General features: G+C 39.7%; 12 protein-coding genes. All 12 read right to left on the reverse strand.

All coding sequences use genetic code 11. The features are described 5' to 3' along the window. Nucleotides 1–107: 107 nt before the first annotated feature. Nucleotides 108–1,799, reverse strand: coding sequence for a DNA polymerase III subunit gamma/tau (gene dnaX, locus VMX18_02575; GenBank protein HUT22271.1), 1,692 nt, complete (start codon nucleotides 1,797–1,799; stop codon nucleotides 108–110). 349 nt (nucleotides 1,800–2,148) lie between these two features. Further along, a complete protein-coding gene (locus VMX18_02580; protein HUT22272.1) occupies nucleotides 2,149–3,303 on the reverse strand; it encodes a glycosyltransferase in 1,155 nt (384 codons plus the stop codon). Next, nucleotides 3,300–5,084, reverse strand: coding sequence for an asparagine synthase (glutamine-hydrolyzing) (gene asnB, locus VMX18_02585; GenBank protein ID HUT22273.1), 1,785 nt, complete (start codon nucleotides 5,082–5,084; stop codon nucleotides 3,300–3,302). The genes VMX18_02580 and asnB overlap by 4 nt, the downstream gene beginning before the upstream one ends. A gap of 4 nt (nucleotides 5,085–5,088) precedes the next feature. Next, on the reverse strand, nucleotides 5,089–6,225 hold the full coding sequence (locus VMX18_02590) for a class I SAM-dependent methyltransferase (protein ID HUT22274.1): 1,137 nt from the start codon (nucleotides 6,223–6,225) through the stop codon (nucleotides 5,089–5,091). A gap of 5 nt (nucleotides 6,226–6,230) precedes the next feature. After that, a complete protein-coding gene (locus tag VMX18_02595; GenBank protein ID HUT22275.1) occupies nucleotides 6,231–7,310 on the reverse strand; it encodes a radical SAM protein in 1,080 nt (359 codons plus the stop codon). A gap of 6 nt (nucleotides 7,311–7,316) precedes the next feature. Next, entirely contained in the window at nucleotides 7,317–7,958 is a 642-nt protein-coding gene (locus VMX18_02600; GenBank protein ID HUT22276.1) for a class I SAM-dependent methyltransferase, read from the reverse strand. Nucleotides 7,959–7,962: 4 nt separating this feature from the next. Continuing rightward, nucleotides 7,963–9,243 carry an oligosaccharide flippase family protein gene (locus VMX18_02605; GenBank protein ID HUT22277.1) on the reverse strand — a complete coding sequence of 427 codons (1,281 nt, stop codon included), beginning with the start codon at nucleotides 9,241–9,243 and terminating at the stop codon, nucleotides 7,963–7,965. Between the two features lie 230 nt (nucleotides 9,244–9,473). Then, a complete protein-coding gene (locus tag VMX18_02610; GenBank protein ID HUT22278.1) occupies nucleotides 9,474–10,097 on the reverse strand; it encodes a class I SAM-dependent methyltransferase in 624 nt (207 codons plus the stop codon). 4 nt (nucleotides 10,098–10,101) lie between these two features. After that, a complete protein-coding gene (locus VMX18_02615; protein HUT22279.1) occupies nucleotides 10,102–10,803 on the reverse strand; it encodes a methyltransferase domain-containing protein in 702 nt (233 codons plus the stop codon). Then, a complete protein-coding gene (locus VMX18_02620) occupies nucleotides 10,800–11,603 on the reverse strand; it encodes a class I SAM-dependent methyltransferase (protein ID HUT22280.1) in 804 nt (267 codons plus the stop codon). Before VMX18_02620 ends, VMX18_02615 begins: the two co-directional genes overlap by 4 nt. A gap of 139 nt (nucleotides 11,604–11,742) precedes the next feature. After that, complete coding sequence (locus VMX18_02625; protein ID HUT22281.1) at nucleotides 11,743–12,405, reverse strand: class I SAM-dependent methyltransferase; 663 nt, start codon at nucleotides 12,403–12,405, stop codon at nucleotides 11,743–11,745. Then, on the reverse strand, nucleotides 12,402–13,514 hold the full coding sequence (locus tag VMX18_02630) for a glycosyltransferase family 4 protein (protein ID HUT22282.1): 1,113 nt from the start codon (nucleotides 13,512–13,514) through the stop codon (nucleotides 12,402–12,404). Before VMX18_02630 ends, VMX18_02625 begins: the two co-directional genes overlap by 4 nt. Between the last annotated feature and the right edge of the window lie 90 nt (nucleotides 13,515–13,604).

Consider the following 13,604-nt stretch of genomic DNA (forward strand, 5'->3'; position numbering starts at 1 on the left):
CGGTCTTTTTTTATTAAGAAACTGGAAATTGGGGTGGAGAAAATATTGTTTCATTGTTACGTGATACGTGTTTCGTGTTTCATGATTCATGATACATGTTCTAGGAATCAAGACACAACACTGCCTCCGAACATATCCAGCGCGTCTTTTAAATCATTATCGCCTATTTGAGGCGCCAAAGCCGCGGGTTCATTGTCGGAAATCATTGTTTTCATTTCAGCATCCAACTTGGTTTCGATTATGAATTTTTTGCCAAAAGATTCTTTAAACGCCAAACAAACCTTTTCTTTATTGGCAGGCTCTTCAACTTTTTCCTGCTGGAGCCGAAATGGAAAAGCCAAAGTCACCCTGTTGCCGTCCAGCTTGCACGGCTGACCCATGCCGAGAGACATGCTTAAGCCGTAATTATCTTTTCGCACCAATTTGATAATTTCCTGCCAGCGCGCTTTCACTTGCGCGAAGGTCAGGCTGGGCTCATAATTCGATGATTCTTTGGGTTCATTGTTTGATTGTTTGTCATCCGCTTCGGTGGCCGCCAAATCCACGACGGGCGCTGTCGAAGTAGATTCCGGTTCGAACTCAGGCTCCGATACCGGCTTTGGTGCGGGACTTGCCGGCTCAATAACCCGCTGAGGCAACGGCGCCGTGCCGGAAGACGCGTCCGGACGAAAATTCTTTCCGAGCGGCGGCTTTGCCTCCGCTCCGGCGCCACCTTCGCACAACGAGACCGCGGCCAATTCGAGCGGCAACTGTAAAATGTAGCTTTGCCGATATTCTTCCTTTGTTTTCATAAAAACGTCGATCATTTTAGCCAAAGAAGAGGCTGACACGTTTTTCAATATTTCAACCAATTCCGCCAAGGATTTTTCTTCGGATTCCTGGCTGAGTTCGGCCAAATCGGACTTTATTTTATAAAGCATGCACTTTCTCAAAAATTCCACAAAATCTCCCGTAAATTGACTGATATCAACGCCGGAGTCAGCCAAATCATTAATCAATTCAATGGCGGCTTTGGTGTTTTTTGTGGCCAAATGGGAAAGGAATTCAAACATGGCTTGAAAATTCGACCGCGGCAAAATCAATTCAGCGAGCTCCAGCGTGATTTTCTTTTCGCCCAAAGAAATCACCTGCTCAAGCAAACTTTCCGCGTCGCGCACGCAACCGTAAGAAAATCTGGAAATTCTTTTCAAAACTTCCTCGTCAACAGCCACACCTTCCTGATCGACTATCCATTTGAGCCTGACCAGCAGATCATCCATTTTAATTTTTTTGTAATCGAATCGCTGACAGCGGGAAATTATGGTCACCGGCACTTTGTGCGCTTCGGTGGTGGCCAAAATGAAAATGACGTGAGCGGGCGGCTCTTCCAAAATTTTCAACAATGCGTTGAAGGCGCTGATCGAAAGCATGTGCACCTCGTCAATGATGAATATTTTAAATTTCCTTTTGGTCGGCGTAAAGCGCGCGTTGTTGATGATATTTTCTCTGACATTATCCACGCCCGTATGAGACGCCGCGTCGATTTCAATAACGTCGAGCGATTTATTTTCCAATATTTCCAAACAAGAATCGCATTGATTGCAGGGCTCGCCGCGATCTTTTAAATCCAAACAATTGGCCGCCTTGGCCAACAATCTGGCCAAAGTGGTTTTGCCCGTGCCGCGAGGCCCGCAAAAAAGATAAGCGTGCCCGATTCGGCCGCTTTCTATTTCATTTTGCAATGTCGTTTTAATGTGATTTTGGCCGGAGATTTGAGAAAAATTCTGCGGCCGGTATTTTCTGTATAAGGCTACTGACATAGTAGATTTGTTACGAATTACAATCATCTGATAGGCCTATTAATATATGTTACGAAGTACAAGATTCCATTTGGCCTACGGACGGATGTTACAAATTACATTCATCCATAGCTTTATGCCTAAGAATCTCGTAATACGTAACAAATTTCCTAAAAGCTAAATGGACTCTTGTAATTCCTGCCTGCCGGTCTTCGACTCCCGTTCGGCCACGAGCTCACGGCCGAGTGGCGAGCTCAGACTCGAGGAGCAGGCAGGCGTAACAGATAACCTGAAAAATTAATAGAATATTGTAATTCGTAACAACTCTTCATGCTACGTGCATTTTATCAAACCAAACGGAAATAGCAAATCAACGATTTTTCACGAATTTATCAATAATTTTTCGGCATCTGACTTTCCAATCATATTGCTTGGCCAGCTCAAAGGCTTTGGAGGCCATCAGAGCCGATTTTTGAGCGTTATTGGCCGCTTCAAGGATAAATCCGCTTAATTGTTCAATATTATTCGGCGAGGCCAAAAACGCGCTTTCTCCATGCTTAACCACCTTTTCAATCACCGGCAAAGCCGTGGACACGATCGGCCGCCTTGAGGCCATGAATTCAAACAGCTTTAAGGGCGAAGTCGAATTGATGTCCATTACCTTAAAATCAACTCGCGTGTCATACGGCATGATTAAAACATCAGCCGCTTTCAAATATTTCGGCACGTCTGTTTGCGGCGCGAAGCCGGCGAAAACAACATTGCCGATATTTTCTTTGGCGCAATATTTTTTCCATTCCCCAATCTGATTTTTATTGCCGCCGACCAAAACAAAATCAATATTTTTGTCATGAAGCTTTTGCGCGGCCAATAATATTTGCTCAATGCCTTTTTCTTTGTAAAGTCCGCCGACATACACCGCCAGTTTTTTATCAGCCGGCAAATTCAATTCTTTTCGCCAAAAAAAACGGTCGTCATTTATATTGAAAAGATCCAGATCCACACCGTCTTCAGCCACTAAAATTTTCTCTTCGGGCACGCCCGCATTTTCGTACAATTTTTTCAAATTTTTGTGAATGGTCACTATGCCCAAAAAATTTTTGTCATTAGCGACTGAAAATACTTTTTTCAAATCATCCCCGACCTCTTTAGTGTGCGTCTCCATGATGGTAGGCAAGCCTTCTTTAACGCAATAATAAGGAGTCAAATAACTGCGGCAATAAACGAAATCAGGATTTTGCGATTTTATGTATTTGGCCGCTTTTTGACTAAACTTTTCGTTGCCAATCGTTTTCGCTAAAAAATCAAAACCAAAAGTCATCAAAAATTTCAATTTGATTTTCGGCGACAACCCGTAATATCTTCTGAAGTCGCCGACTTTGATTTTATAAAGCCAATTTCTAAAACTTGAAAAACTCACCAATTCCACCTTTTCGCCCGCGCGAAAAAATCCCTGAGCCATTTTGGTCACGTTAAAGCTGTGCGCGAATTTCGATGGAATGTTGCCGTCGGTAGTGATTATCATATGAACCATTTTTGATGCCATTTTTCAAAGATATAAGCCATCCAGAGCATGCCGGCGCTGTTTTCGTATTTATTATCGATCAAATCTTTAATAAAATCTTTTTGAATCAAGCCGCTTTTAACCGCTTGCCCGTCCAAAACGGTCCGGCCGACTCGAGCGTAAAACGGCCAGCTGGTAATCGGCGCGGAAAAGCCTTTTTTCTTTTTTTTCAAAATTGAGATTGGTAACTTGTCTTTCATTATTTTTTTCAACACCGGTTTGCCGGAGCTGTTTTGCGGAAAAACATCCTCGGGCAGGCTCAAGACCGCTTCAACCAAGCGATGATCGAGAAGCGGCACGCGAACCTCGAGCGAATGAGCCATGCTGGCGCGATCGACTTTGGTTAAAATATCGTCGACTAAAAATGTGTTGATATCCAAATATTGCAAGCGCCGAACGTTTTTAAAACCTTGATTGAAATATTTTTCAAACAAACTTTGATCCGCGGATTTTACCTTTTGATAAATTTGCGGTGAGAAAAATTTTTCAAATTTATCTTCGTCAAAGCGATTGAGCAACAGTTTATTGTAATAATTCTCGAAATTTCCATCAATTGTTTTTTTGAATCCGAAAATAGATTTTATTTTCTCAATTTTCAAATCCCGCAAATATCGATCGTACCAACGGTAGCCGGAGAAAACTTCGTCCCCGCCGTCTCCGGAGAGCGCCACTTTGACATGCTCGGCCGTCATTTGCGACAGCAAAAAAGTCGGAATATCCGAGCTATCCGCGTGAGGCTCATCGAAAAAGAAGGCGAGCTTGTCGCCCAAATCATCGTCGACATTGTCAATGATTTTAGTGATATGCTCCGTGCCCAAAAACTCGGCCGCGATCTTTGAATCCGCTAATTCGCTGTATTCTTCGGGAACAAAACCGATGGAAAAAGATTTGATTTTATTGTGCCGTTTGGACGCGAAATACGCGATCGAGCTCGAATCAATGCCGCCGCTCAAAAAAGCTCCGACTTCCACGTCGCTGATCAAGCGTTTGTCCACCGCATCCTTCATCAATGATTCTATTTGCTCCAAATTCGACTTTGGAAAACTAGAAATCCTGTCCGCCAAATCGTAATACCTTTTCGTTTTCAAACTAAAATCATTCAAATTTAAAAGCCCAAAATGCCCGGGCAAAAGTTTGAAAATGCCTTTCCAAATCGTTCTTGGCGCCGGAATGTATCTATATTTGAAATAATCGCCCAGCGCTCCAAAGTCAATCTCCTTTTTGAACGCCGGATGCTCCATCAGAGCCTTTAATTCCGAAGCGAACACAAAATCTCCATTGGACAAAAAGCCGTAATGAAAAGGCTTGATGCCGAATCTGTCGCGCGCGAAAAACAGCAGATTTTTTTCCGAATCAAATATTGTAAAAGCGAACATGCCGATGAATTTTTCCAAACAGCTTTCGCCGTATTTTCGATACGCCGCCAAAATCACTTCAGTGTCCGTATCGCTTTGAAAATCTTGGCCGGATTTTTTCAGCTCGTCTCTTATTTCCTTAAAATTGTAAATCTCGCCGTTAAAAGTGATCCAAACCTTTTTGTCAGCGGAGCTCATGGGCTGATGGCCGGCTGATGACAAATCCAAAATGGACAATCGCCGATGCGCCAGCCCGACTTTTTTTTCGTCGTCAATAAAAACGCCGGCGTCATCGGGCCCGCGATGCGAAAGAGCGTCTCTCATTTTAATCAAGACGCCTTCATTGACCGAATTATTTTTTGAAATGTAGCCGGCAATGCCGCACATATTGTCAATTTATTTTTTTGCCTTTAACCGTTAAAGCCTCTGGCTTTGTAATAAAGGAATGCCACTTCTTGCCCCTTTTATCAGTTTGAACAACCTCAAAACCTTGCTCCTCATACCACCCCTCTACTTCATAAAAAGTGTGATGAGTGGCAATCTGAGCTGAATACCAGTCAAACATATGGATTGTAGTCGGTAAAACCTCAATAAAATGAAACCAATATTTCCAAGTACCTTTATTTTTAAGCCTTTTCCCCCAATTGGCCATCCTTTTTGCAAACTTCATATTTTTTTCAATTGACATTCTGGTTGTGAAAAATCTAATAGAGTGATCAACTGCTTCAAAAACAATATTTCTCTTGTGATAAAGATGAGCGACAAATACTCCATCTTTTTTGACATGTTTACAAATGGAAAAAAAAGCTTTTTTGGCATCGCCCGTATGCATTAGAACTCCGTTTGAAAAAGCCGTATCGAAAATTTCTTTTTTAAATGGCAATTTGAACAAATCGCCCTGGATCAAATAAACGTTTCGATTGTTTTTCAAATGCTTATAAGCCGATTTTACGCCATAGCCCAAATCGACTCCAATCACGGTCACCCCGCCCCGCGCCGCTTCATTGGAGAACCTGCCGTTGCCGCAACCCGCGTCCAAAATCACTTTTCCGTCTGATAAATCATTTTTAGTCAATAAGCATTTGTTGGCAAAAGCCCGACCGGTATTGGATACCAAGCCGCCCAAAAAATCCAAATTCTTGTCCGCGTCGCTGACGCTCTCATCAGGAATCCAGCCCCAGTCTTTGAAATAATCCCATTCGTGGCCGAAATATTTGGAAGTATTTTCCTGAAGCTCGGCCAAGTCGTTTTCTCCGGCTGATTTTTTATTTTCAGCAGCGCTCAATTCAGCCAAATATTTATCTCGATCAAAATATTTTTTCAAAAACTCGCGATAATCTTCGTCAAAGCGAAGCAAAGACGGTTCCACGAACCTGGGCAAGCCGGCCACGATCAAATGCGTGTCGTTGCATCGGTCGCACTTAATCAGCCCGGCGATTATTTCATCATTTTCTTGCTTGAAAACAATCGGCGTAAAATCTGATCCGCAATGACGGCATTGTAAATATTTCAACAATTCTTGACGCATAAATTTTAATTTGTTTTTTTATAACTCTGACAATTAGCGCATTCTTTGTCCGGATAAATTCCGTTCATCAAATCTTTTCTTATTTTCACGAAACGCTCATTATTCCATAAATCCATGATATTGTCGTAATCAAACATGTAGCCGAGACTGGACAAATCGCCCAAAACCACGGCATTGCAACCGCCGATAATCACGTTTTCACCGTATCTTTTCGGATCATTGCCTTTGACCGGCCAGGTCTGAAAACGCGTCCAAAACGAGCCGCAGCGACCTTCCTTTTTATCAAAAGGCAAAGGAATCAAGACTTTGACGCCCTTTTCTTTGCCGTAAGCTTTGGCGGCGCTCAAAGCCTCGGTTATTTCAACATCGCCGCTCAAATACACGGAATCTTTGGACGTTAACTCATTGAAGCCGTGCGGATGCAAATTGACGATTTCAAGCATGGTGTTTATTTTTCGCTTGGCGAATTCATCAATTAAGTCGTTTAGCTTAAGATAATTATGCTTGGTGATAATCAAATGAGATTTGAATTTAATCTTTGAATTCTTGCTCAAATACTCCATGGAGTCCATTAAATATTTAAAGTCGCTGCCTTTCTTCAATTGCTCATGCTGGGCCGGATCGCCTGACAAAATATCGGTGGTGATGTAGGAAATGTATTTTTTGCGTTTTAAAATTTCATCGAGATAATTTTTCATTTCAAATATTTCCTTGAAAAAATCGGTTTGCAATGAAACTTCGCCGTAAACATAAATCACGTAATCAATCATTTTCAAAATATCATTGCACAAAAAAGGCTCGCCACCGGCGGTCAGATGAACATGCGGCACATTGCTTTGATAGCACATGTCCACCATTTTTTTAAAATCTTCCATGGACAAAGTGAACGGCAATTTATAAACATTGCTTATTTGCGCCGCGTCCGGGCAATGATAAGCGCAAAAAGCGCATTGAAAAGAGCAAGCGCCGCCCATGACGCCGATCGAGACATGCCGCGGCGGGTATGATACAACCGCTTTTTTATAAAATTCTTTCTTATACTTTAAATAATTTTTAGAATTTTTAATTCTACTTAATAATCTCATAAATAATTATTTTTTACATATTCCGATTACTTTATCCGCAAAGCAAATCAATTGATTTCTATGATTGTTAATCCATTTAATCTTGTTTTCCAAAAGAATATATGTCGGATTCAGTTCAACCGTCGGGAAAATCTTTTTCAAGTCGTTCTCCAGCCTATTATAATATAATTTATTGACATGCGTCGGGTCATCAAAAAAATAATATTTAAACTGTCCTGTCTTAAAGGCTTTTGCAATGTCATAAAATCTTTTTGCGGGATAATTTGGTGTGCCGATTATCAATGTTCCGCCGCCTTTTAACACCCGGTGAAATTCCCGTAAATATCCGTGATACTGGGCTTTCGGAATGTGTTCAATGACATTTGAAGTAAAAATATAATCAAAAAAATCATTTTCAAAGGGAATCTCGGGACGATTCGGATCCGCCTCGTAACAATTATACCCCTTTCTTTCTAACTCTTTCAACGCATCTTTATCAATTTCCATTCCATATAAATTTTTTTTCTCGAAATATTTGGAAAAAACATCCAGATATCGGCCATAGCCCGCTCCGAAATCCAATAAAATCGAGCCGGCATGGCATGAAATCTTTTCCATTATTTTTTTTTCATATTCATCAGGAATGGGCTGTTCCCAGATTTTTGTCATAAAATTATATTATGTCACATTCTTTATTTTCTGGCTCTAATTTCATGAAGAAAAAAAGTAAAATCAAAGAAGATAAAAATTCCGTAAATATCACGGCGATTATCGCTCCCCAAATCCTGTACAATGGAACTAAAATTATCAAAAGGATTATTTTTATAATAGGATTAATGAAGCGCGTTATATAAAGTTCTTTGTTTCTGGATTTGGCTACCAGGACATTGGTTATTAGCATTGTCGGATAAACAAGAAGGGAGAGGCCGAAAATTTGGGAATATATTACAGATTCCGGATATTGAGGAAAAATAATTTTATAAATATAAGGCACCAGCAAAATATAGAGCGCCGTGATAACCGCCAGAATAATAAAAAACATAAGCAATTTCATGGGTATTGATTTTTTCAATTCCGAAATATTGCGGTTCGTTATCTTTGGCAATACTAAATTATTCAAATTGACTAAATATCTCGTTTTTAATTGCTGAATGGGAGAAATGGCAATGCTATAGATGGCAACTTCAACCGGTCCCAAAAATTGAAAAATCAATACTTTATCCAATTGATTGGCAATATTTCCTAAAACGCCCATTAAGCTCAAGTGTTTGCCATAACTGACGGTTTTGGGATCAGCGGCGTCATTAAATGGTTTTTGTTTACGGAGATGTAGATAGAATAATAAAGGTAAAAGAGCATTATAAATAAAATAAACCAAAAAAATAAATAATATCTTATCCGTAAAAAAAATAGTCAAGCCTAGGACAATAGTAAAGCCGATCAAAAAAACGATATTATACAGGCTCAAACTTTTAAATTCTTTTCTACCGACTAAAACTCCCTTATATAGATTAAATGAATCAATAAATGGAATAAAGGCCGCGACCGAAAAGAAAATTGACGCATATTCCCAATTGCCAAGATACCAATAATAAATGGCAAAGCCGATACTGGCAATACTGCCTATCGCTCCCCACTTTATTCTTTCTTTTAAGCCTTTTGATACTGAGCCTTCAAAACCCCGGGAAACAGCTTGTATTATAGCCGTATTCATGCCCGATAATGAGAAAAGAATCAGTATGGCTACGATCGAAAGGATATATCTGTAAGCTCCATATATCTCGGGCGGCAGAAAATTGGCCAGGAGAATCATTAAGGCAAAATCAGAAGCGGCCATGACTATCTGCCCGAATGTCAGCCAAAAACCGCCTTTGGCCAAATAAATCATGTCTATTTTTGTCCACTTTTGCGTCCATCGTAAAATTTGTTTTAATTTTTCCTTTATTTTTCCCATATTTTAATATCACTGAACTCTGTTATTTTATACTTCTTTCTTTTTGCATACGAATAAAGTGGAAAATTTAATTTAAATAATTTTTTCCACAAGAGGCGCAAAAGATACTATACTCCCTCTTTGGATTCAAGACCGCAGCCGCATGAGGGGCACAGCATAGTTTCAATTACCCAGTCGTCGTAATTTGTCTGATCCATATTTAATGAGTGAATTGCGTAAAGACATTAATTTTATTTACCAACCGTCCCCCACATTTCTCCGAACCGAATCGAATAATCATCCAAATTCCAGCCGGCTTCGATTAATTCTTTTCTTAGATTCTCGACGGTGTACTCGACGAAATGCGTTTTGTCCAAACGATATTCGTAACCGTTTTTCTTTTTATAAACCGCCAGCCAATCCCGATCGATCAACGGCACCCGAATCAATATCTCATCCGACAAGTCGCGCAATTTTTTCAAAAAATCGATTCTATTTTCAATATGTTCCAAAACGTTCGATAAAACTATTTTATCAAATTTTTCATTAAAAGGATAAACGGTGGCGTCGCCGACCATGAATTCAAGATTGCCTTGTTTGTTGTGTTTTTTCGCTTTGTCTATATTGGCCGAAAGAATATCCATGCCGATAACCTTTCTCGCCTTTCCGGCCAAGTCATAAGCCAAAAGACCGTTGCCGCAGCCCAAATCCAAAACCGCGTCGTTTTCGTCGACCTTGGCGACGAAAAATTCATGATAATTCAAGATTTCATGCTTGGGGTGAATGCCGCCGTTTTTCTTGATGGCGATTTTGGAAATCGCTTTATATGAAAAGTTATGCAGCCAAATGAAAAATTTTTCCGCGATTTTTAACATAATCTTATTTTTTCTTTTCCAAAACGCACCACAATATTTTATTATTTAAATTTTTTCTCAATGTCTCGCTTCCTAAAAAAGAGCCGAGCGTCAACAACATCGCGGCCAAACTCGAGACCTCGCGCTTAATGGGAAAAAGCTCAACAATATTTAAATTATGCTTTTTTGCCTGATAATCCAGAAATTCTTCCACATCCGTGTAGCTAAAAAACCATTTGTGTCGATCAAGCGGTTTTTCGAAAGGCAAACCGTAATATTTTGCCCGGGAACCGAATTGTTTTCTTTTATCCAAATCAGAAACATTTTTAGCCTTTATTTTCTTAAAATATGACAACACGTCAGCGACCGCGTTGGGCAAGGAAATAATGATATATTTTTTTGAGACTCTCGCCAACTCTCCAAAAACCTCATGTAAATTGTCCAAATGCTCCAAAACATCGGTGCAAACTACCGAGTCGAATTTATTATCCTCGAAAGGCAAGGGCAAATCTTTTTCCAAATTGATTCTCAAATCCGGAGAACCGGCAAGATCAACCTCGAAATATCCGCGCGCGGACGGCAAATATTTTTTCAAATGATTTTCTCCTCCACCGCCGATATTTAATATATTTTCACCCAAATATTCGCCCAATTCTTGAACGATAAATCGATTTCGCTCATCACGATTATGATAAGGATATTTGGAAAATTTTTTATTTCTTTTCATATTGATGATTTTTTTCTTAAAACCAATAAAATTTGATGGCCGGTCAAAGGCGCCAGGATTTTCGATAAATAATATTTTAATACTTTCACGCCAAAATTTTTGGAACCGTATAATCTATTCATTGTTGAATTTAAAAATTTCACTTCATCTTTTAATCCTTTAACTCCGTCAAAAGGTTTTTTATACATCAACTCAAATCCCAATTTTTCAAAATAATCTATTACCGATTCGCTCCGCAGAAAAAAATGATAAAAGTCATTCATCTCTGCGCGCTCCTCTTGGAAAATATCATATTTGTTTTTTTTGATCTTATATCGACGCAGCCACGACAAATGAGGGAAAGTCAAAAATAAAAAACCATTGGGTTTTAACACTCTATGCATTTCTTTGGCCGAAAGTTCATAACCATCGTAAAAATGCTCGATTACTCCCAGTGACCAATATCCGTCAAAAAATTGATCATCAAAAGGCAGCTGCTGCACGTCCCCGGTGACAATCTTCAGCTCGGGGAAAAGCTGATTTAACCTCTCTACCGTTTTTTCCGCGTAATCGACGCCATACGAATCATAGCCATGGCAACGCAATCCATAAACATATTGCCCCTTTCCGCATCCGCCTTCAAGCACTTTGGCTCCTAATGGCAAAAATTTTTTCGTTATACCATTCACCAACCTGGATTTTTTTCCTGCTTCGACTTGCTTTTTAAAATTTTCGACATCCCATAAATTGTCCCAAAATTTACTGTCGGATTTTTTCCAAAACCTCAATAACATTCCGGATTCGGCATTATAATATTTCATATGGATTTTTTTCCTATTATGGCGTACATCGCCGACGGAAAATTGACAATATTGTCCCACCGGCTTGAAAAATCAACCGCTCTTTTATAAAATGCTGTTTTCCTGAGACATTTTCCAAAAATTAATTCGGGCACGCTGATCAAACTAAAATGAAGTCCGAAAGAAAAAAACCGCCGAATTTGAAAACTTCAAATTTTTCATTAAACAACTTTTTGATCCGGATAGGAGTGTATTGGCGATAGCCGTGCCACAAATAAAGCGGCAATACCCAAAATGACGGCACGATATGAATTTGAACGCCTCCTTGGTTCAGCGCCTTTCCGGACTTTTCAACGGCCAGCGAATCGTTTTTAATATGCTCCAAGGCGCTGATGGAAATTATCAAATCGAATTTGTCATCGGTTTCAAAGGACTCGATTGCGGTTTGAAAAAACTTCGATTGGCAATATTTGGAGTACTGGTCAAAAGCATCATTTTTAAAAACATCTATGCCCGTGTAATCGACAACATAACCCGCGTCAGCCAAAATTTTCCTGACATAACCCGAGCCGCAGCCGATGTCCAAGACTTTGATTTCTTTTTTTAAAATCAGTTCCGGCAATTTATGTTCTAAAAAATTGTCCAAAAATTGCCGGCCGGGAGAAGCGGAATTGGGAATCAAATCGATCGGCCGCCAATATGTCATTTTCAATCTTTTTCTATACCCCCAAATGCCCCTAAAAAGATTATAAAACAAATAAATGATTCTGTCTTTAACAGTCAATTTGTTGCCGCTAAAATTGTCCCCGCAGATTTCTTTCATGAAAGTATTGCCTTTATTTTTTGGGAAAATTTTTCAAGAGAATGATTCTTTTTCGCTTGCTCAAACCCAGCTCGACCGAAGTTGATCACATCATCTTTGTCATCGATGACGCTCTCGATTTTTCTCGCCAAATCATCCGCGTCGCCTGCCTTAAAAATATAACCGGTCTCCCCTTCTTTAATGTAGCATTTGGTGCCGTTTTTGTCGCTCGATATCACCGGCACTTTATTGGCCATGGCTTCGAGTATCTGAAACGACGCCGGATCGCTTAAGCTTGTCAGAACAAATAAATCACTTTGCCGATAAAGTTCAATGACCTCGGCATGAGGCGCGTCGAATTTGAACTCGACGATATCTTCCATCTTGTTTTCTTTGACGAAATCCATCAATTTCAATATGTAATTCGGATCGGCTTTTTCTCCGACCAAAACTATTTTCATCGGATAAAAACTTTTCAGTTTTTCCACAGCTTTTAAAAGCGTCAATTGGTCTTTGATCGGCTCAAATTTTCCGATGTTTAAAATATTCATTTTCACGTTTTTAAAATACGATTTTTCAAAATCGACAATGTCGTAAACGAATGGAATATAATGAAATTTTTCGTGGCTTTTTTCATCTCTGCCGCTCTTTCGACAAATCGGCGAGGCGACCGCTTTCACTTGATAATGTTTGAATAAAAACCAACAAACGAATTTTTCTTTCAATCTTTGGCAACGGAAACGATCTCTTTGAATAAAAACAATTGATTTTATTTTGAATCTTTTGGCGTATTTTAACGCGCACAAAGAAAACAAACTTTTTAAGCCCTTGACCATGATAACATCCGGATTGATCTCTTTGATTCTTTTTTTGAATTTCCTCAGCGGAGGCAATGACAATTTCAATTCCCAAGAATTTTTCAAATAAGTTTTTTTGAACTTGGAAAATATTTTTTCAAAAAACAAATAAACTCTTGAATAGCCGATGATCTCGGGATCGATCAAATCGTATTTTTCCGACTTGCCTTTGTATTGAACGATCAAATCGACAAAATGCCCGGCGTTCTTCAAGGCCAAGATTCGATCATGCAAATTTATGTGATATCGCGGAGCGATGATTAAATATTTCATATTTCCTCTTCTTCCACCCAAATTTAGTTGGGGTTGAAGAGTCTTGGGACTTTAGTCCCTTTAGCTTCCACCCCACTTTCCTGCCGGCAG

It is taken from the genome of Candidatus Bipolaricaulota bacterium, from assembly GCA_035528115.1.
Taxonomy (GTDB): Bacteria; Patescibacteriota; Patescibacteriia; order UBA11705; family DATKZF01; genus DATKZF01.

What these genes read in the sequence shown, in the direction of transcription:
- dnaX (HUT22271.1), bottom strand. Translation starts at nt 1,799, where the DNA reads ATGTCAGTAGCCTTATACAGAAAATACCGGCCGCAGAATTTTTCTCAA.
- VMX18_02580 (HUT22272.1), bottom strand. Translation starts at nt 3,303, where the DNA reads ATGATAATCACTACCGACGGCAACATTCCATCGAAATTCGCGCACAGC.
- asnB (HUT22273.1), bottom strand. Translation starts at nt 5,084, where the DNA reads ATGTGCGGCATTGCCGGCTACATTTCAAAAAATAATTCGGTCAATGAA.
- VMX18_02590 (HUT22274.1), bottom strand. Translation starts at nt 6,225, where the DNA reads ATGCGTCAAGAATTGTTGAAATATTTACAATGCCGTCATTGCGGATCA.
- VMX18_02595 (HUT22275.1), bottom strand. Translation starts at nt 7,310, where the DNA reads ATGAGATTATTAAGTAGAATTAAAAATTCTAAAAATTATTTAAAGTAT.
- VMX18_02600 (HUT22276.1), bottom strand. Translation starts at nt 7,958, where the DNA reads ATGACAAAAATCTGGGAACAGCCCATTCCTGATGAATATGAAAAAAAA.
- VMX18_02605 (HUT22277.1), bottom strand. Translation starts at nt 9,243, where the DNA reads ATGGGAAAAATAAAGGAAAAATTAAAACAAATTTTACGATGGACGCAA.
- VMX18_02610 (HUT22278.1), bottom strand. Translation starts at nt 10,097, where the DNA reads ATGTTAAAAATCGCGGAAAAATTTTTCATTTGGCTGCATAACTTTTCA.
- VMX18_02615 (HUT22279.1), bottom strand. Translation starts at nt 10,803, where the DNA reads ATGAAAAGAAATAAAAAATTTTCCAAATATCCTTATCATAATCGTGAT.
- VMX18_02620 (HUT22280.1), bottom strand. Translation starts at nt 11,603, where the DNA reads ATGAAATATTATAATGCCGAATCCGGAATGTTATTGAGGTTTTGGAAA.
- VMX18_02625 (HUT22281.1), bottom strand. Translation starts at nt 12,405, where the DNA reads ATGAAAGAAATCTGCGGGGACAATTTTAGCGGCAACAAATTGACTGTT.
- VMX18_02630 (HUT22282.1), bottom strand. Translation starts at nt 13,514, where the DNA reads ATGAAATATTTAATCATCGCTCCGCGATATCACATAAATTTGCATGAT.